This is a genomic window from Novosphingobium panipatense (assembly GCF_900182875.1).
Taxonomy (GTDB): Bacteria; Pseudomonadota; Alphaproteobacteria; order Sphingomonadales; family Sphingomonadaceae; genus Novosphingobium; species Novosphingobium panipatense.
The window spans coordinates 23,030-43,952 of sequence record NZ_FXUI01000011.1; the positions used below are offsets into that span (position 1 = coordinate 23,030).

The 20,923-nt window shown below is 64.6% G+C and carries 25 protein-coding genes; 14 read left to right on the forward strand and 11 right to left on the reverse strand.

Going from position 1 to position 20,923, the window contains the following annotated elements:
- Positions 1–32: 32 nt before the first annotated feature.
- The 9 genes from QOL62_RS14675 to cobU are packed head-to-tail and all read left to right on the forward strand — an operon-like array spanning position 33 to position 8,504.
- Entirely contained in the window at positions 33–1,958 is a 1,926-nt protein-coding gene (locus QOL62_RS14675; protein ID WP_283406806.1) for a TonB-dependent receptor plug domain-containing protein, read from the forward strand.
- Positions 1,958–2,365 carry a DUF1636 domain-containing protein gene (locus tag QOL62_RS14680; protein ID WP_283406807.1) on the forward strand — a complete coding sequence of 136 codons (408 nt, stop codon included), beginning with the start codon at positions 1,958–1,960 and terminating at the stop codon, positions 2,363–2,365. The genes QOL62_RS14675 and QOL62_RS14680 overlap by 1 nt, the downstream gene beginning before the upstream one ends.
- On the forward strand, positions 2,362–3,375 hold the full coding sequence (gene cobT, locus QOL62_RS14685; RefSeq protein ID WP_283406808.1) for a nicotinate-nucleotide--dimethylbenzimidazole phosphoribosyltransferase: 1,014 nt from the start codon (positions 2,362–2,364) through the stop codon (positions 3,373–3,375). Before QOL62_RS14680 ends, cobT begins: the two co-directional genes overlap by 4 nt.
- Entirely contained in the window at positions 3,375–3,944 is a 570-nt protein-coding gene (locus tag QOL62_RS14690; protein WP_283406809.1) for a histidine phosphatase family protein, read from the forward strand. The genes cobT and QOL62_RS14690 overlap by 1 nt, the downstream gene beginning before the upstream one ends.
- Complete coding sequence (locus tag QOL62_RS14695; protein WP_283406810.1) at positions 3,941–4,651, forward strand: adenosylcobinamide-GDP ribazoletransferase; 711 nt, start codon at positions 3,941–3,943, stop codon at positions 4,649–4,651. The genes QOL62_RS14690 and QOL62_RS14695 overlap by 4 nt, the downstream gene beginning before the upstream one ends.
- A gap of 29 nt (positions 4,652–4,680) precedes the next feature.
- On the forward strand, positions 4,681–5,625 hold the full coding sequence (locus QOL62_RS14700) for an aminotransferase class I/II-fold pyridoxal phosphate-dependent enzyme (protein WP_283406811.1): 945 nt from the start codon (positions 4,681–4,683) through the stop codon (positions 5,623–5,625).
- Positions 5,618–6,553, forward strand: coding sequence for an adenosylcobinamide-phosphate synthase CbiB (cbiB, locus tag QOL62_RS14705; protein WP_283406812.1), 936 nt, complete (start codon positions 5,618–5,620; stop codon positions 6,551–6,553). The genes QOL62_RS14700 and cbiB overlap by 8 nt, the downstream gene beginning before the upstream one ends.
- Positions 6,541–7,998, forward strand: coding sequence for a cobyric acid synthase (locus QOL62_RS14710; RefSeq protein WP_283406813.1), 1,458 nt, complete (start codon positions 6,541–6,543; stop codon positions 7,996–7,998). Before cbiB ends, QOL62_RS14710 begins: the two co-directional genes overlap by 13 nt.
- Positions 7,995–8,504 carry a bifunctional adenosylcobinamide kinase/adenosylcobinamide-phosphate guanylyltransferase gene (gene cobU / locus QOL62_RS14715; protein ID WP_283406814.1) on the forward strand — a complete coding sequence of 170 codons (510 nt, stop codon included), beginning with the start codon at positions 7,995–7,997 and terminating at the stop codon, positions 8,502–8,504. The genes QOL62_RS14710 and cobU overlap by 4 nt, the downstream gene beginning before the upstream one ends.
- 140 nt (positions 8,505–8,644) lie before the next feature.
- On the opposite strand, the gene QOL62_RS14720 is transcribed toward cobU, so the two are convergent.
- Entirely contained in the window at positions 8,645–8,953 is a 309-nt protein-coding gene (locus QOL62_RS14720) for a hypothetical protein (RefSeq protein WP_103729358.1), read from the reverse strand.
- A 248-nt stretch (positions 8,954–9,201) separates the two neighbouring features.
- Here QOL62_RS14720 and QOL62_RS14725 point away from each other — a divergent pair, with 248 nt between their 5' ends.
- Entirely contained in the window at positions 9,202–9,396 is a 195-nt protein-coding gene (locus QOL62_RS14725; protein WP_283406815.1) for a hypothetical protein, read from the forward strand.
- Here QOL62_RS14725 and QOL62_RS14730 read toward each other — a convergent pair.
- The 5 genes from QOL62_RS14730 to QOL62_RS14750 all read right to left on the reverse strand — a co-directional run bounded on the left by QOL62_RS14730 (position 9,389) and on the right by QOL62_RS14750 (position 12,599).
- Positions 9,389–9,589, reverse strand: a complete 201-nt coding sequence (locus tag QOL62_RS14730) for a DUF1737 domain-containing protein (protein WP_283406816.1) — start codon at positions 9,587–9,589, stop codon at positions 9,389–9,391. The genes QOL62_RS14725 and QOL62_RS14730 overlap by 8 nt on opposite strands.
- A gap of 59 nt (positions 9,590–9,648) precedes the next feature.
- The gene (locus QOL62_RS14735) at positions 9,649–10,047 is read right to left on the reverse strand and encodes a GFA family protein (protein WP_103729361.1); all 399 of its coding nucleotides are present in this window, start codon (positions 10,045–10,047) and stop codon (positions 9,649–9,651) included.
- Between the two features lie 112 nt (positions 10,048–10,159).
- Entirely contained in the window at positions 10,160–11,458 is a 1,299-nt protein-coding gene (hslU, locus tag QOL62_RS14740) for an ATP-dependent protease ATPase subunit HslU (protein WP_283406817.1), read from the reverse strand.
- Between the two features lie 11 nt (positions 11,459–11,469).
- Entirely contained in the window at positions 11,470–12,042 is a 573-nt protein-coding gene (gene hslV, locus QOL62_RS14745) for an ATP-dependent protease subunit HslV (protein ID WP_103729363.1), read from the reverse strand.
- A 68-nt stretch (positions 12,043–12,110) separates the two neighbouring features.
- A complete protein-coding gene (locus QOL62_RS14750; RefSeq protein ID WP_103729364.1) occupies positions 12,111–12,599 on the reverse strand; it encodes an outer membrane protein assembly factor BamE in 489 nt (162 codons plus the stop codon).
- A 157-nt stretch (positions 12,600–12,756) separates the two neighbouring features.
- On the opposite strand from QOL62_RS14750, the gene QOL62_RS14755 reads away from it, so the two are divergent.
- Together QOL62_RS14755 and QOL62_RS14760 are read left to right on the forward strand one after the other, a co-directional pair.
- Positions 12,757–13,284 carry a ubiquinol-cytochrome C chaperone family protein gene (locus tag QOL62_RS14755; RefSeq protein WP_283406818.1) on the forward strand — a complete coding sequence of 176 codons (528 nt, stop codon included), beginning with the start codon at positions 12,757–12,759 and terminating at the stop codon, positions 13,282–13,284.
- The gene (locus QOL62_RS14760) at positions 13,281–13,811 is read left to right on the forward strand and encodes a YceD family protein (RefSeq protein WP_283406819.1); all 531 of its coding nucleotides are present in this window, start codon (positions 13,281–13,283) and stop codon (positions 13,809–13,811) included. Before QOL62_RS14755 ends, QOL62_RS14760 begins: the two co-directional genes overlap by 4 nt.
- Positions 13,812–13,823: 12 nt before the next feature.
- Here the strand turns inward: QOL62_RS14760 and QOL62_RS14765 are convergent, their stop codons facing one another.
- Both QOL62_RS14765 and QOL62_RS14770 read right to left on the reverse strand, forming a co-directional pair.
- Positions 13,824–14,495: an alpha/beta hydrolase gene (locus QOL62_RS14765; RefSeq protein WP_283406820.1), complete on the reverse strand. Its 672-nt coding sequence runs from the start codon at positions 14,493–14,495 to the stop codon at positions 13,824–13,826.
- On the reverse strand, positions 14,496–15,974 hold the full coding sequence (locus tag QOL62_RS14770) for a protein adenylyltransferase SelO (RefSeq protein ID WP_283406821.1): 1,479 nt from the start codon (positions 15,972–15,974) through the stop codon (positions 14,496–14,498). It lies immediately after the preceding gene.
- Between the two features lie 147 nt (positions 15,975–16,121).
- On the opposite strand from QOL62_RS14770, the gene QOL62_RS14775 reads away from it, so the two are divergent.
- The gene (locus QOL62_RS14775; RefSeq protein WP_283406822.1) at positions 16,122–16,457 is read left to right on the forward strand and encodes a hypothetical protein; all 336 of its coding nucleotides are present in this window, start codon (positions 16,122–16,124) and stop codon (positions 16,455–16,457) included.
- 259 nt (positions 16,458–16,716) lie between these two features.
- A complete protein-coding gene (locus QOL62_RS14780) occupies positions 16,717–18,003 on the forward strand; it encodes an alginate export family protein (protein ID WP_283406823.1) in 1,287 nt (428 codons plus the stop codon).
- Positions 18,004–18,021: 18 nt separating this feature from the next.
- Here QOL62_RS14780 and QOL62_RS14785 read toward each other — a convergent pair whose 3' ends face one another.
- The 3 genes from QOL62_RS14785 to QOL62_RS14795 all read right to left on the reverse strand — a co-directional run bounded on the left by QOL62_RS14785 (position 18,022) and on the right by QOL62_RS14795 (position 20,909).
- Entirely contained in the window at positions 18,022–19,110 is a 1,089-nt protein-coding gene (locus QOL62_RS14785) for an acyltransferase family protein (RefSeq protein ID WP_283406824.1), read from the reverse strand.
- A 333-nt stretch (positions 19,111–19,443) separates the two neighbouring features.
- Positions 19,444–20,238: a glycosyltransferase family protein gene (locus tag QOL62_RS14790; RefSeq protein ID WP_283406825.1), complete on the reverse strand. Its 795-nt coding sequence runs from the start codon at positions 20,236–20,238 to the stop codon at positions 19,444–19,446.
- 209 nt (positions 20,239–20,447) lie between these two features.
- Positions 20,448–20,909, reverse strand: a complete 462-nt coding sequence (locus QOL62_RS14795) for a hypothetical protein (protein WP_283406826.1) — start codon at positions 20,907–20,909, stop codon at positions 20,448–20,450.
- Positions 20,910–20,923: the final 14 nt, after the last annotated feature.

The following is a 20,923-nucleotide window of genomic DNA, read 5'->3' on the forward strand; positions in this document are numbered from 1 at the left end:
GTTCGACGCCGTTTGCAAGAAGGGACTTCATCTTGCGCCATACACGAACACTGGCGACCCTGCTCGCCTTCTCCGCTCTCCACGCTGCGCCCGCCCGGGCGGAGGAGGATGCTGCGGACGGGAACATCATCGTCACAGCCTTCCGCACGCCTGTTGCACAGGAGCAGAACGCTTCCAGCGTCACCGTCCTGGACGAGGCGGCCATCATACAGGCACAGCCCATCGCCGTGACCGACATCCTGTTGCGCACACCCGGCGTGAGCCTGTCCCGCAACGGCGGCTACGGCACGGCGACGTCTCTCCGGGTTCGCGGTGCCGATGCCGGACAGACCGTGATGGTCATCGACGGGATGCGCCTTGCCGATCCATCGGCCACAAGCGGCGGGTATGGCTTCACCAACCTCTTCCTGGACGATATCGACCGCATCGAGATCCTGCGCGGCCCGCAATCCATCCTGTGGGGCAGCGATGCCATCGGCGGCGTGGTCAACGTCACCACGCGCAGACCACAGAAAGCGCTGGAAGGCAGCGCCGCCTTTGAAACCGGAACGCACGAGACCGTCTCTGCCCGGGCGGGAGTCGGCGGCACCAGTGAAGCCATCGACTGGCGCCTCGCCGGCTCCACCTTCACAACGAACGGCATTTCAGCGCGAGCCAACGGAACCGAGGACGATGGCTACTCCCGGCAGGCCGCCAGCGGCACGGCCACCATCAGGCTGGCGCCCGGCGTAGCGCTCGACCTGCGCGGGTACTGGTCGGACGCAAGCAACGATTTCGATGCCTTCAACGGCGATTCCGCCGCCTTTGGCACGACGCAGGAGTGGTCCGGCTATGCCGGGCTTAACTTCGCGCTGTTCGACGGCAAGCTCTCGAACCGGGTCGCCGTGCTCCAGACTGAAACCGACCGGCGGAACTATGACCCCGCCCGTTCCATTCGCCAGCTCACCTTCGACGCTCACGGCCGCGTCCGCCGGTGGGAATATCAAGGGACGTACCATGCAGCGGACCAGCTCGCGGTCGTATTCGGGGCTGAACGCGAAGAGCAGCGGATGACCACCGCCTCCCCCGGCAACAACACAACACCCTATGCTCTGGTCCCGCAGAAGGCGGATACCAACAGCGTCTACGGACAGGTGCGCTTCATGCCCCTGACCGGCCTTACCCTCAACGCCGGTGGGCGCTACGATCATCAATCGCGCTTTGGCGGAGACACCGTGTTCAGTGCCGGCGCCGCATTCACCCCGAACGAGGGCGCGACCATCCTGCGCGCCAGTTATGACGAGGGCTACAAGGCGCCCTCTCTTTATCAGCTGTTCAGCGACTACGGCGTAGCGGATCTCGGGCCGGAAAAAGCGAAGGGCTGGGAGATCGCGGCCGAGCATAGCTTCGGCAACATCTTTCACGCCTCTGCCGCGTGGTTCCAGCGCGACACCGACAATCTCATCGACTTCGCCTATTGCCCCACGAGCGGCGCGCAGCCCGACGTCTGCTTCATCCCCGGCACGACGGTGACCCGTTTCGGGTACTACGCCAATGTAAAGGAAAGCCGCGCCCGAGGGCTCGAACTCACCGGGTCCGCACGCTGGCGCGTGCTGTTCCTCGACGGCAACTACAGCTGGATCAAGGCCGAAGACCGCAGCGACGATGCTGCCTTCCAGGGCCGCCAGCTCGCCCGCGTGCCGCGCCACCTCGCCAACGTGGAAGGCGGCATCGATCTGCCTTCCGGCCTCCGGGCAAGCGTGGCGGCGCGCTACTCGGGACGCAGCTTCAACAGCGCCAGCAGCACCGAGGTTCTTGAGGATTATTGGCTCGTGGACCTTCGCGCCCAATGGCATGTGGCGGAAGCGTTGACCCTTCAGGCACGCGTCGAGAACGTCGGCGACAAGGACTATCAGACGGTCAGCGGTTATTCGTCGCTGGGCCGGACGGTCTATGTCGGCCTGCGGAGCCGCTTCTGATGCTGCGTCCCGTGGCAAGCGGGCCTGCAGTAGTCGTCTGCTCCACCTGCCGCGTCTCTGCCGAGGCGCGGGAGGATGCGAACGGAAGGCGCGGCGGCGCACTGCTTGCCGACACCCTGCGCGCGGTGCAGGAGGAGGAGCCTGCCTTGCGCGAGGTGGCCGTGCAGGAAATGCCCTGCCTCTTCGCCTGCTCGCGCCATTGCACCGTGCAAATACGCGAGGCCGGCAAGATCGGCTATGTCCTGGGCGATTTCACGCCGGATCGCGAGGCGGCGCGGGCCATCCTCACTTATGCGTCGCGCTATGCCCGCAGCGAGGAAGGCGTCGTGCGGTATGCCGATTGGCCGGACGGAGTGAAAGGCCACTTCATCGTCCGCACACCGCCTGAAGGCCATGTCTGCACATGATCCGCTTCGCCGACCGCGCCTCGCTCCTGGCCGCCCTCGATAACCTTCCGGCCCCCTGCGCGGTCTCCACCGGAGCCGCAAGGGCCCGGCAGGCCGAATTGACCAAGCCGCCAGGATCGCTGGGCAGGCTTGAGGATATCGCCGTATTCATGGCCGGCTGGCAGGGCACGGCCGTACCCCGCCTCCATCATGTGCGCGGCGCGGTTTTCGCGGGCAACCACGGCATCGCGCAGCAAGGCGTCAGCGCCTTTCCGCCAGAAGTCACGCGGCAGATGGTCGACAACTTCATGGCGGGCGGCGCAGCGATCAACGTGCTGGCACGCTGCTGCGAGGCGCAACTGTCCATCGTTCCGCTCGACCTCGATCGGCCGACCGGCGATATCGCGCAGGAGCCGGCCATGTCTGACGCGGAATGCCTCAAAGCGCTTAACGCCGGCGCGGCCGTGCTCACTCCCGAAACCCAACTCCTGTTCGTGGGCGAGATGGGCATCGGCAACACCACACCGGCGGCAGCGTTGGCCGCCGCAGCGTTCGGCGGCGACGGCAACCAGTGGTGCGGATACGGCACCGGCGTCGGCCCCGATGGGCTCGCCCGCAAGATCAAGGCCGTCGACCGGGCGCTCGCGCTACACCATGAACACTGCACCGACCCGTTCGAAACGCTTCGTCGGCTCGGCGGCCGGGAAATAGCCGCCATGGCAGGGGCCATTCTCGCCGCGAGACTGCACCGGATACCCGTATTGCTCGACGGCTTCATCGCCAGCGCCGCCATCGCCCCGTTCACGGCACGGCAGCCGCGCTTCGCAGACCATTGCATCGCCGCGCACTGTTCGGCCGAGGCCGCGCACCAGATCCTGCTGGAGCGGCTCGGCCTGCAGCCGCTGTTGCGCCTCGGGTTGCGGCTGGGAGAAGGTAGCGGCGCCGCGCTGGCAGTGCCCATCATACGCGCGGCGATCGCAACCCACGGCGCCATGGCCACGTTCGCCGAAGCGAAGGTGGCAAGAAGCTGATGACCGACCGGGTCGTCCACCTCCTCAGGCATAGCCCGCCGGTACGCCCGGGATTGCTGCTCGGCCACACCGATGCACCTGCGCTCACTCCCGATTGCCCCCGGGCGCTGGCGCAGGCCCGTAAGCTGCCGCTGAGAGCCATCGTCTCGTCCGACCTCCGCCGCGCGGCGGATCAGGCCGCCTGCCTGGCTTGCCACCTCGACCTGCCGCTGACGCTCTCTGCCGACTGGCGGGAGCTGGACTTCGGGGATTGGGAGGGGAAAGCGCCGAATGACGTGGATCGCAGCGCTCTCGCTCGCTTCTGGGACGATCCGGAGGAAAACGCGCCGCCGGGCGGCGAACGCTGGTCGCGGCTGTGCCAGCGGGTACGCCGGGCACTGTCCGCGCTTGAGCCAGAAAGCCTCGTCGTCACGCATGCAGGCGCTATGCGGGCGGCGGTCGCCACCTTGACGGGCCTTGATCACCGTGGCGTCTGGGCTTTCGACCTTCCCTACGGCGCCCTGTTGAGCCTGAGGATATGGCCCGACCATAGCGGGCAGGTAACCGGGCTCTCCGGAGGATATCCGTGAAGTCCCTGGTTCTCGCCATTCAGTTCATGACCCGCCTCCCGCTTCCAAAAGTGCGGGCAGAAGCACGGCACGTGGCAGCCGCCATTCGCTGGTTCCCCGTCGCCGGGCTCGTGGTGTCGGCGGCGATAGCGGCAGCGGCCTGGCTGGGGCTGCAACGCGATCCCTGGATCGCTGCGCTTCTCGCTCTTCTTGCCTGGGTCTGGATGACTGGGGCGCTTCATCTTGACGGTCTCGGTGACATCGCCGACGCCGCAGGTGCGGGTCACGCGGACCCCGGCCGCCTTTCAGCGGTGCTCGCCGATCCGCATATCGGCAGCTTCGGCGTGGCCGCGATCGCGCTCCAGCTCATCAGCAAGCTCGTGCTGCTGCGCTTCGCCGTCGAGGCGCCTCTGACGATCCTCGCGGCGATACCCGTGATAGCGCGGGTGGGACCACTGCTCTGGGCGATCTGCCTGCCGCCCCTGCACCAGGGCATCGGCACCACCTTCGGCCGGGGCGCCAACACCAGCGCGGCGGCGGCATGGGCGGTCGTGCTCTGTATCGCATCCTGTGTTCTTCAGCCCGCCTTGCTCTTTGCTTTGCCCGCCTTTGCTTTCTGGGGCCTGTGGCTGCGCCAGCGCATCGGCGGCCTGTCGGGCGATGGGCACGGCGCCGGGATTGAGGTGGTGGAAACGGCACTGCTCGCAGCCCTGGTGTTCAGCCAGTGACCGGGTCGCATACGCATCACGGTGGGCGGATGAGCGACGCCTGCGCCCGCTTCGGCGGAGAGCGAGCCGACTGGCTCGACCTTTCGACGGGCATCAACCCACGACCCTGGACACCGCCGGAAGCCATGGCGATCGACTGGCATGCCCTCCCGGATCCCGCAGGCCTTGCTCACCTCGAACACATTGCCGCCGCCGCCTTCGATGTGGATCCTCGGTTGTGCATGGCGGTTCCCGGAAGCGAGGCGGGTCTGCGCGCACTCAGCAGCGTTTTGGGGCTACCCGGCGTTCACCAGCCGCTGTGCTATGGCACGCACGCCGAAGCCTTCCCGAGCAGCCCCGGGGCGTCGGAGGCCTCCGTCCGGATCGTGGGCAACCCGAACAACCCTGACGGCGCCATCACCGCGCGCGAGGCTCTGCTCGACGCTTTGGACCGTCAGGAAGCCTTGGGCGGCTGGCTGCTTGTGGACGAGGCCTTTGCCGACTGCTCCCCGCAGTGGAGCATCGCCGATCAGGTCGCCGAAGACCGTCGCCTGATCGTGACGCGATCCTTCGGCAAGTTCTTCGGCCTTGCCGGTGTCCGCCTGGGCTTCGTGCTGGCCCCGCCCTATCTGCTGCGACAGCTCGGGCGGATGCATGGTGAATGGCCGGTCTGCTCGGCGGCGCTGGCCTTCGGCGCCGCAGCCTATGGTGATGCCGCCTGGATCGCCGCGACCCGAGCCGAGTTGCCGACACGCGCGAGGCAACTCGACACAGTCCTGCAGCGCCACGGGCTGCGTCCGCAAGGTGCCTGCCCGCTGTTCCGCCTCGTCGCCTCCAACAATGCGCAGTCCCTGTTCGAAGCGCTGGCACGGCAGCACATCCTCACGCGGCCGTTCGCGAAACATCCCCGGCTTTTGCGGTTCGGGCTCCCGGCGGACGATACCGCGCTCCAACGCTTTGACGCAGCCCTGGCCCGTGCAGGTATCGATGGCTGAACCGATAGCCCTGGCTGCCCTTGCGCTGGACGCTGTTTTTGGCTGGCCCGAGCGCCTCTACCGTGTCGTTGGCCACCCGGTCGGCCTCTTCGCGCGCGTGATCCGCACCTGCGAGCGTCAGTGGAACCGGAGCAACAGGTCCTTCGCTCGTCGGCGCCTGCTTGGGGCTGTCACCCTCGCCCTGCTCGTCGCCCTGAGCGGAGGAGCCGCCCTGCTGCTCGAAGGTGCGATCCAAGCACTGGCGGGGCCATGGGCCTGGCCCTTCGTCGCGGTCGCGGCGTGGCCTGCCCTCGCCCAGCGCAGTCTGCTCGACCATTATCAACCCGTCGCCGCGGCGCTATCCCGCGCTGATCTGCCGGAAGCGCGGAGCGCGGTCAGCCGGATCGTCGGCCGCGACACCGCCGAACTCGACGAAGGCGGCATTGCGCGGGCCGCCATCGAGAGCCTTTCGGAAAGCTTTTGCGACGGCGTCATCGCACCGCTTTTCTGGCTGCTCGTCTGCGGTCTGCCGGGCGCCTGGGCGTACAAGGCCATCAACACTGCCGACAGCCTCATTGGCCACCCGGAAGAGCCGCTGCGCGCCTTCGGCTGGGCAAGCGCCCGTTGCGACGACCTCGCAAATCTTGCCCCCGCGCGGCTATCCGCAGTGCTGATCTGCCTTGCCGGTGCAGGCGGCTGGCGCGTACTCCGGCAGGATCATGGCAAGCATACCTCTCCCAATTCCGGGTGGCCGGAAGCCGCCATGGCCGGTGCTCTCGGGGTGCGGCTCGCCGGGCCGGTCCGCTACGATGGGATGACGGCCGCAAAGCCGTGGATCGGCCAGGGCGGTGCGCCTCGGCTTGAGGACATGTGGAGGGCGCGGGCGATTTTCCTGCGCGCCTGTTTACTGGCATGGCTGGGTGCGGGAGGCGTGGAATGGCTGCTGTGATGCTACAGGGAACCGGCTCGGATGTCGGCAAGTCGGTGCTGGTCGCGGGGCTCTGCCGCGCTCTTGCCAACCGTGGCTTGCGCGTGCTTCCGTTCAAGCCGCAGAACATGTCGAACAACGCCGCTGTGACGGTCGACGGTGGTGAAATTGGCCGCGCGCAGGCACTGCAGGCGCTTGCAGCACGCGCCGAGCCGCATACCGATATGAACCCGGTGCTGCTCAAGCCGCAGGCGGACCGCACGTCCCAACTCGTGGTACATGGCCGCGTGCGGGGGACGCTGGGCTCCTCCAACTTTCGCGAACAGCGGCGGCGCCTCCTTCCCGACGTGCTGCAAAGCTGGAAGCGATTGCGGGGGCGCTGCGATATCGTGGTGGTCGAAGGAGCCGGGTCCCCGGCCGAGATCAACCTGCGCGAGGGCGACATCGCGAACATGGGGTTCGCCCGGGCCGCCGGCGTGCCCGTGGCGCTGGTGGGGGATATCGACCGCGGCGGCGTGATCGCTTCCCTCGTCGGCACGCGAGCGGTGATCTCGCCGGAAGACGCGGCAATGGTGCGCGGCTTCATCGTCAACAAATTCCGCGGAGATCCCGCCCTCTTCGCCGACGGGTACGCGGCGATCGAGGAGCGGACGGGATGGCGCGGTTTCGGGCTGATACCATGGCTCCCGGCGGTCGCACGTCTCCCGAGCGAGGATGCGGTGGTGCTGGAGCAGCACCGCGCCCGCGATCGTGGCCGGGTCCTCGTTGCCTGCCCGATGCTGCCCCGCATCGCCAACTTCGACGATCTCGATCCCCTGAAAGCCGAACCCGAGGTCGAACTGGCGATGATCGCGCCGGGGACGCCACTGCCGGCGGAGGCGGGACTGATCGTCATTCCCGGCTCCAAGGCGACCATCGCCGACATGGCTTTCATGCGGGCGCAGGGGTGGGACATAGACATTCTCGCCCATCATCGTCGGGGCGGCATGATCCTGGGCATCTGCGGCGGCTATCAGATGCTCGGCCGCACAATTCATGACCCTCTTGGAATTGAGGGCCTCTCGAGCCTTGCAGACGGCCTCGGACTTCTCGACGCGGAGACCGTGCTGAGTGAGCACAAGGTGCTGGGGACTGTGTCGGGCACGGCGCTCGACCAGCCCTTTCAGGGCTACGAGATGCACATGGGCACCAGCCGCCGCGCGGAAGGCGCGCGGCCCTTTGCCGTGCTGGAGAACGGTCGGTGCGACGGCATGATATCCGCCGACGGGAAGGTGATGGGCACGTACTGCCACGGCCTGCTCGCCTCGGGTCCGTTACGTCAGGCACTTCTGCGCCGGATCGGGGCGCGGGGCAGTGGCACGGATCACCGTCATGTGGTGGAAACCGCGCTTGAAGAACTGAGCACCGACCTCGAACGGTTCATGGACATAGACGGCCTTCTGACCGTCGCCCGGGAAAACACATGACCAGGTCCCTGCTGGTGATCGGCGGAGCCCGATCGGGAAAGAGCCGCTACGCGCAGACGTGGGTCGAGGGTGTCGACGGGGCTCTTGCCTTCATAGCCACGGCCGCGCCGGGCGACGCCGAAATGCGCGACCGCATCGCGCGGCACCGCGCCGATCGGGGTGCCCGCTGGACCGCCTTCGAGGCCCCGATCGATCTTCCCGCCACGATCCGCACGGCCGAAGCGGGTGCCGCCGCCATCCTCGTCGACTGTGTGACGCTCTGGCTGTCCAACCTCATGCTGCGCGAGCACGATCTTGAAGCGGCCGCAGCCGCGCTCATGGACGCGATAGACGCTTGCCGGGTGCCGATTGCGCTGGTTTCGAACGAGGTCGGCAGCGGCATCGTGCCGATGTCCGAACTCGGGCGGCGGTTCCGCGATGAAGCGGGGCTGCTCAATCAGCGGCTGGCGCAAATGGTGGACGAAGTGGTACTGGTGGCAGCGGGCCTTCCGCTCACGTTGAAATAGCGGGTCGGCAATACGCCCACGGGCGCATCCGTTCCGCGGCCTGCCCCTCGCTGTCGCCAAGCCGTACACAGATCACGGTTGCTACAACCGCATCCGGTGAAGGGCTGCGAGACACGCGGCGCAGGCCTTCTCCTTGTGGTTCAGTCGGTATGATCGGTCGCGAAAGCGAGATTTTCGGCCGGGCCAAGCTTTGCCTCGCCCGAGAAGATCGAATTTAGACGTTCGCAGATATCCTGACGAAACTCGGCCCGTCTTATCGGCCGCGGCGCGGTCAGGGCGATCTCGTCCGCTATGGCATCCTTGATCCTCGATACGGCATCATCCTCCAGCACGCCCGCCGCGTTGAGCTCCTTGCACAATTGCACCAAACCCGCAGCGGTCGCGTGCGCGCGCAGGCCCACGTTCTTCAGGTCGTAGTGCATTGCCGAGCGTTCCATCCGGCTGGTCATTCTGTCCTCCTCTCGTTCTATTCTTACGGAACGCATGAGCGGCGCTTTGGTCTCTCGAAACAAGATGTTGTTCGGATGCGGCGCGATCTGCAAGGATGGAGGGGGCCTGTCGGACCTTCGAGAACTCGGCATTCCGGCGGGACCGCGCGACCGGGCTGCGGGGTCGCGCGCGTGTCAGCGGATCACGGGAACCGCTTGCCTGTTCGACGGTTCGTCAAAGCGTCGAAGTCAGGGGAGCTTACACGTCGATGAGGCCGAGTTTCGCAGCGGTGGGATTTCTCGCACTTGCAGCGGCACCGCTGGCGGCAATCCCGCTGGTCGTGCCTACGGGAACCGCCTACGCAGAAGGGCTGGAGAACCAGCCCACCAAGCCTGACCAGAACGTGTGGAACTCCGGAAGCAGCGACACCCAAGCCGCCCCTGCCCTGATCCACGCTACCTGAGGACGTCGGCTTCGTGCCAGACGACGGCCTGCGCCGCCTTCATGCAGTTTTCAGCCGTGTCCCACGCCAGCGTCGGCGAACCATGGAGCCGCCATCCCTGCGCCAGAGCTTCCGACACCCGTTCACAGAACGCGCGATCGTCCTTGCCGGTCAAGAGACGGTATACAGGACGATTTTCGGGAGTATCGAACATGGGCCCTCTTCACTGGCGGTAGGTGCTGATAGCGTGCAATGCCATGCGGGCAAAGCGCCTCAACCCGGGAAACGCGCAAACTCCGGCAGGGTCATCACATCCGGCATCCAACGGATACGTTCAGCCACCTGAATCTGAGCCTGCGGAGGCAAAGCATCCGGATCGTCGAGAGTGGCGACCTGGATGTCCACCAGACCCGGAAGCGCCTCCTCGTTGACGTAGTACAGGCCCGATCCGCATGTCGCGCAGAAATAGCGGATGGAAGAACCATTGGAGCTGTACATGGTGGCCACGCCTGCGGTGACCTGGAAGTCGCCCGCATCGCAGGCCGCCCATGCCACCATCGGCGCCCCGGCGGACTTGCGGCAATCCGCGCAGTGGCAGAGCGAAACATGCCGGATTTCGCCGTCGATCCTGTATCGCACCGCGCCGCACTGACATCCACCCTGCAGTTCCATCCCGACTCTCCTTCCTGTTCGATGCTACAGGACTTACAGGAACATTCAAGGAACAAAATAGGGCGCGAGCGCACGGCCCGCGCCCCCGCCTGAACGGCGGACAAGCGTCTGTTCAGAGGATGTACTTCGAGAGGTCCGCGTTGCCGGCAAGGCCAGCCAGCTTCTCGCGAACATAGCCCTGGTCGATCGTTACCACTTCGCCCTTGCGGTCTTCCGCCTCGAAGCTCAGCTCCTCCAGCAGCTTTTCCATCACGGTCTGGAGGCGCCGGGCACCGATATTCTCGACGCTTTCGTTTACCTGTGCGGCGATCCGCGCGACCTCGCCGATGGCATCGGAGGTGACCTCGACTGTCACCTGTTCCGTGCCAAGGAGAGCCTTGTACTGCGCGATCAGGTTCGCCCGCGTTTCAGAAAGGATTCGCACGAAGTCCTCCTCCGTGAGGGCCTTCAGCTCCACCCGGATCGGCAGGCGGCCCTGAAGCTCGGGCAGCATATCACTGGGTTTCGCCACGTGGAACGCGCCGCTGGCGATGAAGAGCACGTGATCCGTCTTCATCGGCCCGTACTTGGTGGCCACCGTGGTGCCCTCGATGAGCGGAAGGAGATCGCGCTGGACGCCCTCCCGGCTCACTGAACCGCCCCGCACGTCGGAAACGGCGATCTTGTCGATCTCATCCAGGAAGACGATGCCATTGGTTTCGGCGTTGGTGAGTGCGACGCGCGCGACGTCGTCCTGGTCCATGCGCTTTTCCGATTCCTCGTCGACCAGCTTGTCCCAGGCGTCGGGCACCTTCATCTTGCGGCGCTTCATGCGCTGGCCGCCAAGCTTGCCCATGATGTCGCCCAGGTTGATCATGCCGACCGAGCCACCCATGCCAGGGATCTCCATGGGGGCAGCGGGGCTGTCCTCCACTTCGATCTCCACCTCGGTCTCGTTCATCGCGTTTTCGGTGATCCGCTGGTGGAACGAGGCCCGCGTCGCCTCCGATGCGCCTTCGCCGACCAGCGCGTTGAGCAGGCGGTCCATGGCTGCCTTGCTGGCTGCCTCACGAACGGATTCGCGCCGCCGCTCCTTCTCGAGCCGGATCGCTTCCTCGACGAGGTCGCGGGCGATCTGCTCCACGTCGCGGCCGACGTAGCCCACTTCGGTGAACTTCGTGGCCTCCACCTTCACGAAAGGCGCGTCGGCCAGCTTCGCCAGGCGGCGGCTGATCTCGGTCTTGCCGCAGCCCGTCGGGCCGATCATAAGGATATTCTTAGGCGTGACCTCGTCGCGCAGATCGGCGGAGAGGCGCTGGCGCCGCCACCGGTTGCGCAGGGCGACCGCAACGGCCTTCTTGGCCTCGGCCTGGCCGATGATATGCGCGTCGAGCGCGGCGACGATCGCCTTGGGCGTCAGGGATTCGTTCATGGGGATTTCGCTCAGACAGTCTCGACCGTGACACGGTCGTTGGTGAAAACGCAGATGTCGGCGGCGACGCGCATGGCCTTGCGGGCAATCTGCTCCGCATCCTCTTCGTAGCCGTCGATGGCGCGAGCCGCTGCCAGGGCATAGTTGCCGCCCGATCCGATCGCGGTGATCTGGCTGTCCGTCCCGCCTTCGGGCTCCAGCACGTCGCCATTGCCGGTCAGCACCAGCAGGGTCTCGGCATCCGCCACGATCATCAGCGCTTCGAGATTGCGCAGGTACTTGTCGGTGCGCCAGTCCTTGGCGAGTTCGACCGCTGCGCGCATCAGCTGCCCGCGGTATTGCTCCAGCTTGCGCTCCAGCCGTTCGAAGAGAGTGAAGGCATCGGCCGTGGCGCCCGCGAAGCCGCCGATGACCTTGCCGCCTTCCCCGATCCGCCGCACCTTGCGGGCATTCGGCTTCATGACCGTGTTGCCCATGGAGACCTGCCCATCACCGGCGATGACGGTCTTCCCGCCTTTCCTTACGCCGATGATGGTCGTTCCGTGCCACTGGATGAGGCCGTGGCTCGCCCCGTCATTGTTCATGGCCGGGGATATATGCCGCGCCCCGGTTCGTTCAAGTCAGACGTTCAAAACGACCGCCGCGCGAGGTATCAACTGCCGTTCGGCCCCGGCCCGACCGGAGCCTGGCCCATGCCGCCCGCGCCCACAGCGCCGATGTTGCCGAACAGATCCTCGATCAGGCTGCGCTTGCGGCCCAGCGTCGGCGTCTCCCGGCCGTCAGGATCAATCCGCGCCACCTGTTCGACGCCGCGCTTGTCAATGCCGACGACGTTGTCCGCCGCGTCGAAGCGGACGCGAAGCACCACCTGGCTGTCAGTGCGCGGTTTGCGGAAAGGCGGCGTCTTCACCTGCTGAGAGATGTAATACCAGTCCTTGGAACCGAACTGGCTCTCGAATGTCGGGCGCCCCAGGGTCTTTTCCACCGACACGCGGTTGTCGATGCCGGGCTGAACCGAATCGAGCAGCGTCTGGTCAACCAGGTATCCACGATGATCGCGGATCGACGAGCACCCGCTCGCCAGCGTTGCTACAGCCAGCGCGAAGCCTGCAGCCGCCACCTTGAGACCCACCTTGCGCATTTCAACACTCCAAACCGCAGGTACGGACCGCAGGACCATTGCCAGCCGCATCCATACCCATATATCGCCTAAGGCCTTAAGCCCACGCAAGCGCCCGTGCAATGGGCGTTGGGGCCGGTCGCTTGAATTGCTCCTTAACGAAAAGGCCTTTGCCGACGTGTCTCTGATAACCCGCCTCCTCGGCAAAGACACCGCGGCGCGTGATGCCATGCGCCCCTTGTGGCACCGCGTCGTCGAAATTGCCCGCGAGAAGCCCTGGTATGCCGAGTGCGGCATCGCGGACACGGTGGCCGGCCGTTTCGACGCGGTGACGCTGGTCCTCTCCCTCATTCTGCTTCGCATGGAACGGGACAAGGGATCTGACGACACGCTGATCAACCCGGCTGCGCGACTGGCCGAACTGTTCGTGGACGACATGGACGGCCAGCTTCGCCAGTCCGGCGTCGGCGATCTGGTAGTCGGAAAGCGCATGGGCAAGCTGATGAGCGTGCTGGGCGGCCGCCTTGGCGCGCTTCGCGAGGCTTTGCCTCGGGGCGACGACGTCTTGGTCGATGCCATACAGCGGAACGTCACCTTGAACGACCGGGCTGACACCACGGGCCTCGCCCGGCGAATCCGTGTGCTGCATGCGCAGATTGATGCGCTCTCCGACGATGACCTTCTTGCCGCAAGGATTGCACGATGACACCTGAATTCTCCCGCCTTATCGATGTGCGGCAGGTCGAGGGGAAGCATGTCTCCCTCGCTCCGACCGAAGCTGAGCGCGCGGCGCTGGCCCAACGCTTTGGCCTTGTGCGCATAGACAGCCTCACTGCTGATCTCGACCTCTCCACCAAGGACCGGGCGAGCGGCTTCCAGGTGGAGGCCAGCGGAACTCTCAAGGCGAAAATCGTGCAGCCCTGCGCCGTGTCGGCCGAGGATCTTCCCGTCTCGATCGACGAACCGCTGTTCTTCCGCTTCGTACCCCAGGCGACGGATTACACGCCCGATGAGGAGATCGAGCTGACCGCTGAGGAACTGGACGAGATCGAGTACGACGGCACGCACCTCGACATAGGGGAAGCGGTGGCGCAAAGCCTGGCCCTTGCCATCGACCCGTTCCTCACCGGACCGGACGCCGAAGCGGCCCGGAAGGCGGCCGGCATCGGTGCGCCCGAGGATCAGGGTCCGTTCGCTGCACTGAAGGGCCTCAACCTCGGCGACGACACCTAGAATCCAGACGGTTCAGCCGCGCTCGGGCTGGGACGACGCACCAAGGGCCGCGCTGACGAACTCCACGCCTAGGCGCAGCCCCGTCGGATCCACAGTATGTCCGATCCCGTGCGACACATGGGTGGTGACGTCGACGCCGAGCCGGCGCAGTTCGCTTTCGGCCGCATGCATTGCGGCCACCGGAACCACCGGATCGGCCGAGCCATGGACCAGCAGAACCGGCGGTCTGGGGCAGTCATTGTGAGGCAGGTCCGCCGTGCTTGTCAGCAGGCCTGCATACCCTACGATACAGGCGACGGGCCGGGGGCGGCGCAAACCGACCTGCAGAGCCATCATCGTGCCCTGACTGAAGCCGATCAGCGCGAGATCGGCTTCGGTGAGATCATACTGCTTCAGCTTGCGATCTATGAAGGCGTCGACGGCGGGGGCGGCCATCAACGCTCCGGCGGCCAGATCGCGAGGGGCTATGCTCGACAGCGCCCACCACTGGTAACCTCCCCCTCCGCAGCGGTCCGGCGCATGGGGTGCCAGAAAGAGCGCGTGCGGCAACTTCTGCTGCAGCGACGGCGCCAGTGCGATCATGTCGCTTCCGTTCGACCCGAACCCGTGCAGGAGCAGGATGATTTGCCGGGGGCGACCGCCCGCCAAAGGTTGCAGGCTGACGCCGTTTTCGATCTTCTTCATTCAAGTCCCGCAGAAGGTGGCGCGCACACGTTCGTGCTCCAGCGGTGGGTTCGCATAGGAGGCAAATTGGGGCTGGTCCTCGAAGGGCCGCGACAGGACGGCCATGAGTTCCTCGAAAGGCGCGAAGTCACCGCGGTCGGTGGCGGCCGTGATGACCGCCTCGATGCGATGATTACGCGGTATGAAGGCGGGATTGGTGCCGTCCATGCGCCTTCCTCGTGAGGAAGCGTCCTCCGGCTCCAGCGCAAGGCGGGCGCGCCACTGCGCGAGAACGGCGTCCGCTGCCGTCGGATCGACGAAGAGTTCGCGGACTTTTTCATCACCGTCGCCCGGCTCCACTGCCGATGACAGCCCGCGGAAGAACAGGGTGAAATCGACCTGGTGCCGAGCAAGTTCAGTGAAGGCCGCGCTCACGAATGCGGCATCGCCCTCCTGCAGGGTCTGGGCGCCGAACTTGTTCATCAGTCCGGCGTGGTAGCTGCCGGTGAACTGGGGCTCGAAAGCGCCAAGTGCGTCCTGGGCAGCGGATATCGCCCGCTCCTCATCATCGTGAAGGAGCGGAAGCAGCGTCTCGGCCAGGCGCGTCAGGTTCCACAGCGCGATGTTGGGCTGGTTGCCGTAGGCATAGCGACCGAACTGGTCGATCGAGCTATAGACGGTGCCCGGGTCATACGTGTCCATGAAGGCGCAGGGGCCGTAATCGATCGTTTCACCCGCGACGGACATGTTGTCCGTGTTCATGACGCCGTGGATGAAGCCCACGAGCAACCAGCGCGCTATGAGCCCCGCCTGCGCCGCGATCACCGCATCCAGAAGGGCGCGGTAGGGTTCCTCTGCGTCCGCCGCTTCCGGATAGTGGCGGCTGATCACGTGGTCCGCCAGAGCCTTTACACCTTGGGTATCCTGTCGGGCGGCGAAGAACTGGAACGTTCCTACACGAATGTGGCTTGAGGCAACCCGCACCAGAACGGCGCCCGGCAGCATGGCTTCACGGTAGACCGGCTCTCCCGTTGCAACGGCAGCCAGAGCCCGGGTGGTCGGAATGCCGACCGCGGCCATGAATTCGCTCACGATGTATTCACGCAGCACCGGCCCCAGCGCCGCCCGGCCATCGCCTCCGCGTGAGAAGGGAGTACGGCCGCCGCCTTTCAGTTGAATGTCGAAACGGCGCCCCCCGTGATCGAGCGCCTCACCCAGCAGGATCGCGCGACCATCGCCCAACTGCGGAACGAAGTTGCCGAATTGGTGCCCCGCATAGGCGGTGGCAATCGGGTCGGAACCTGATGCTATTGTCTGACCCGACAGGAACGCCAGCCCTTCAGGGCCGGACAGCCAGTCGGCGTCAAGGTGCAGCATGTTTGCCAGCGGCGCGTTCAGCTTGATCAGCCGGGGAGCGGTAAAAGGCGCGGGCGACACTCGTGCGAAGAACCGTTCGGGAAGACGCGCGTAACTGTTGTCGAATATCGGACCTGGCGGCACTGCAATCCCCTTTTCTCTGCAACACCGGGGACGTAAGACAGTTCCGGAGCGCCTCTATGGTCACCCTGGAGGCGCCTCGGGAAGCCTTAAAGATATCTCAGACGCTGGCGACCAAATCCTGTGCCTTGCGTTACGGAATGGAAATTGATGCACCGCTGCCTCGCTCCGATCGAGCCGGGCGGCTCAAACGCAGAAGAGGAAGACACCGCGATGACCCAGCCGGCCGGCAATGGGGCCACGCCCGCCCCCGCGATCGACTGGCGAATGAGCGCCGCGCTGGAAAATGTGCTCCGGGGCAGCGACGACCTGCCGGAAGTCACTAGCCTTGAAGGCGCCGTGCGGGCCTGGCTGGAGCTTGACCCTGAACGGCGCCGCGCGGCTACTTTGACGCCGGAGCATCCGCTCGTCCTGGATGGGGCGAAACATGCGTCATGCTCCAGCGAACTGATTGCAAAGCTGGCGAAGCAATTGCCTCCTGCATAGGCAGAATTGCTGACCGGATTCGCTCTTCAGGGCAGGAGCGACGGCATTCTTGATTGCAGGCACTGCGCCCGGCATAGGGAGCGCGGCATACATACGCCCTTCCCTCCCGGGCAGCCGCGTCCATGCGGACGGCTTTCTTACCACCATGGTACTGTAGTACCGTCATGCGAGTTCCTATGATTGGTTACATCCGGTGAGGTGGTCCCGCCCCATCCTTTTGGCGACCTCGGTCTTGGGCATCCTTGGAGCCACGCCTGTCTTGGCTGACGAGGTCGTTGAAGGCTTCTCGATCTCCGGAACCATGCGACTGAGGTACGAGGCCATTGGAGGCCAGGCGCGCGCCGGGTTCAACGCCACGGACGATCTACTCAACGCCCGGACGACCGTGGCGGCCCGCTATCACGGCGGCAGGCTTGAAGCCGCCGTGGAAATCTACGACAGCCGTGTCTGGGGCGAGCGCACCGGCACCCCCCTTTCGACCAGCGAAGTAAACGCGTTCGAACCCGTTCAAGCGTACTTGGCCGGAACAATCGACAACCCGGTCGGCCATGGTTCACGCCTGAAAGTGACAGCGGGCCGGATGATGCTGAATCTCGGGTCCCGACGGCTCGTCGCGGCGGACGATTACCGCAACACAACCAGCAGCTACACTGGCTTGCGCGCTGACCTTTCCACAAGGCAAGGCTGGCAAGCGACGCTGATCTATACCTTACCGCAGACGCGATTGCCGGATACTTTCGAGGATCTAAGGTCCGCGAAGGTCAGGCTCGACAGGGAGAGCTTTGATCTGGTGCTCTGGGGCGGGCAGATCAGCAAGGCGCGCACGCTTGGTTCTGCCATGTCAGAGATCACGTACTTCCACCTGCGGGAGAAGGATGCACCCGGCTATCCCACGCGAGACCGATCGCTGGACACCTTCGGCGGTCGTCTGTTCGCCGACGCTCGGACTGGGAAAATCGACTATGAGGTCGAAGCGCTATATCAGACCGGCTCCGTCAGCACCTCCACGGCCTCGACGGCGGTGCGCCAGAAAGTTGCCGCGAGCTTTGTCCACGCAGCCCTTGGTTATACTTGGGACACGACGTGGAAACCGCGCCTTTCCATTGAATACGACCGCGCCAGTGGAGATGGAAAAGAGGCCAAATACGGCCGGTTCGACACTCTCTTCGGAATGCGTCGCGCGGACCTTGCTCCGTCGGGCCTTTACAACGCCGTAGGTCGGACAAATCTGGAAAGCGTCGGTGTGCGGCTCGAAGCCACGCCAGACAAACGCTTGGACGGGTTTGCGGCCTATCGTCCGCTCTGGCTCTCCAGCCGCGAAGACAGCTTCTCCACAACAGGCGTTCGGGATCCGCTCGGTCAGTCGGGTCGGTTTGCAGGTCATCAGATGGAGGCGCGACTCCGCTATTGGCTTGCGCCGAAACGCCTCATGGTGGAACTGGATGGCCTTTTGCTCGCGAAAGGCCGTTTCCTTCAAGACGCCCCCAACGCCACGGAGGGCAGGTGGACCCGATATGGATCTTTCAATCTGACTGCGAGATTTTGAGCCACGTCATGGCCGCCATTAGAGCTGGCGCGACATTCTGAGGCCCGGCCGCAGGGCCAAAGATATTCTCTGGTAAGCTCCCTTTCTTCGTTCACCCAACTCCGCAAGGAACAGCATCGCGACGATCGTGATTGCCGATGCGGCGCTGGCGCGCGGGGCAGAACCGACGCATTCTGGCCAGAGCGCCGTTAGCAGCACCATGACGGGCAGGTGCGCGATGTAAAGGGTGAAGCTGGCGCCGGCCCAGAACCTGATGACCCGCTTGCTCCAGTTCGGCCAGAGATCTCGATCAGGCACGCTCGCCGCAAAAACCACGATCGCTGCCGCGATAAGCCCGCATAGCACGACGTAGTACCCCATACTGAATGCGAGCTTCTGCATACTGGACCATTCAAACAGCGGCATGGCAACGGTCGCGTACGACCGCCGCCAGACCAATCCTCCAAAGCCGAGTGCAACGAGAGCCACTCCGCCGGACATCGGGCTCAGACGCCAACGACGCCCGAGAGCCTTCCACGCCACCGCGCCGATCAGCCACAATGGAAAGGCAAGCGCGACGCGCGGGCCGAAGACAAGGAACCACAGGACAATTCCTGCCCAGCGCCATCGGCCGTGGCCATAGAACCAGATTGCAAACCCGATGTAATAGGCCACTTCGAAAGCAAGCGACCAGAAGGGCGCTCCCGTCTGTATCATCCCCCTATCGAACCACAGCTCATTGGTGAACGTGACGTATCGCAGCAAGAGCCAGCCGCTCGGCGGATCTCCCGCAACACCGCCGCCCGCTCCAGCCGCGTAAAGAGCCGGGTTTACAGTCGATCCCAAAACAAAGCAGCCAATCAGCACCGCTGCGGCAAGAGGCACCACCGAGTACATTCGAAGCGCCCGCGCCTTCGCAAAGGCTCTCCAATTCGGCTCCTTTTCCTGAGTTACGAAAGCGATGACAAACCCCGACAGAACGAAGAAGATCGCCACGCCCTCTTTCGCGCTGTGGCCGACAAGAGAGGGTAGCTCTATCTGGAAAACCGATCCCGCATGGCCCACGAAAACCAGCAGCGCTGCGAAAAGCCGAAGCGCCTCCAGGAAGATCGACACATTCTTGTTCAAGGCCATCCCCCCTTGCCGCCGACCGGCAATTCCGGCCGAAAGCTAGGAGGCTTCACGCTACACCTTCAACATCAGTTGCATCCGATATCCATGTATCCGGATTCGCAAGGCCCTCACATGAGGCGTGTGACCAGAACGCTTGCTGCCGCCCGCAAGCCGCCACTCACCACGGCGCCAAGGAGCCATCCCCTTCAAAGGACTGCGGATGCCCCGATCGAGCAAGAAGCGAATGTGGCGAGCGAGTGCGCAGCGTACGGCATACCGGCAAACCTAGGTACAAAACACTGTGGAGCGATCGATCTTGCGATCATGGCGTCCTGCGGTGGCCGGAGTTCAGGCTACGGCAAGCGACGCGCCATGCCGTTTCGCCAGCGCATCCAGCCTGGCGAGCATCGCACTGCGCAAATCCTCCCGCTTTGCGGGATCGCTCAGAAGGGGGGCGCCCTCAGCCAGTTTGGTCAAGGCTTCCGCCGTTCGCGCAGCGCTGAAGCCGATCAGTTTGCGCGCGGCCGGTAGCCGTCCAAGGACGCCCTTTCCCGCTGTCTTCATCCAGCCCTGCGACCGAGGCGGAGCAATGCGTGAGTGAAACTCCCGGCAGGCGGTTTCCAGATCGAGAGGGAAGAACGTGCCGAACGGCTCAGGCGGCTTACCGTAACGCAGAAGCGTCACGGCATCAGGCGGAGGAACGACAGCGACCGCAACCCGCAGGTTCAGAGACCCGGCCCAGTCCGCCCACTTAGCCTTGGAGAAATTGCGTGAGACTGCAAACGGCCGCCAGGGAACGCCAAAGGCGTCCGCCAGAATGGCGCCATAGAGCGATTCGGTGAGAACCAGCTTTGCTTGAGCGATCCTGGAGATCACCACTGCCGGGGCTTGGCGAGGATCCACAAGGTCGAACCCAGCCATTTTGGCTGCCGCCGGCCAGCCTGGAAAGGCGACGGTCTCGAAATGAGGGATGACGATGGTACCGGCGCGAGCGGTACTGGCCGATAAGTGAAACTCCGACATCAAGGGCGTCAGAATGGCGCCATCCGTAAGCGATGCGCTGTCGGGGAGGCCAAGAACTCTGGCGCTGAACGGTCCCCGGACGCAGTGATATTCCACGCTACGACCAATCCATGCGTCCACCGACGTGTAACCAACTCCGCTTGAAAATACATGCAAGCACTGCGCGTCTCCGGGATCGATCCCGACGATCGTACCGATCCCAACGAATGCCGAATCATCACCCGCCTCCTGGCTAAGGGCCCCCAACAGGGAAGGGACCAGCGCAGGCCACAAGATCGCGTTCAGATCGTCACCAAAGTTTGGAACCTTTGGCCGATGATGCAGCAGTTTCATCGCCCGCCACCAAAGCCCGGTTCTTTGGCGTCGTAGCCGAAACAAGCGTCTTCGGAGTCATCGGTAAAAATCTGGCGCAGGGTGATGCGCGGATCGAGAGGGCTGCCCGCCGGGTATTTCCCTAAGACCCGGCCGCGATACGAAAGACCCATTTTGGTCGTGTTTTTCACGTCACGTCTCATTGCGCCTGAATTCCTGACAATATCGTTGAATAGCCGTTCTTCAACTTTGGCATGGCGCACCAAATCCTGCCGATAAAGACTATGATCAATCCGTTTCCAGCCAAATAAAGTTGATCCCGCCGTAAAGGACGTATTTCTCCTAAATTGATTGGACGAAGATTTTACCTGTACACACCTGATGCCGCGGATGACCTTATTCGTGGCCAGGAGGTGGTCTGCACACTTCCGGATCAGGTTGCTGAAACCAGCGTGGTCAGTGGCGGCAGATATTCGCACCAGTAGGAGGAAGC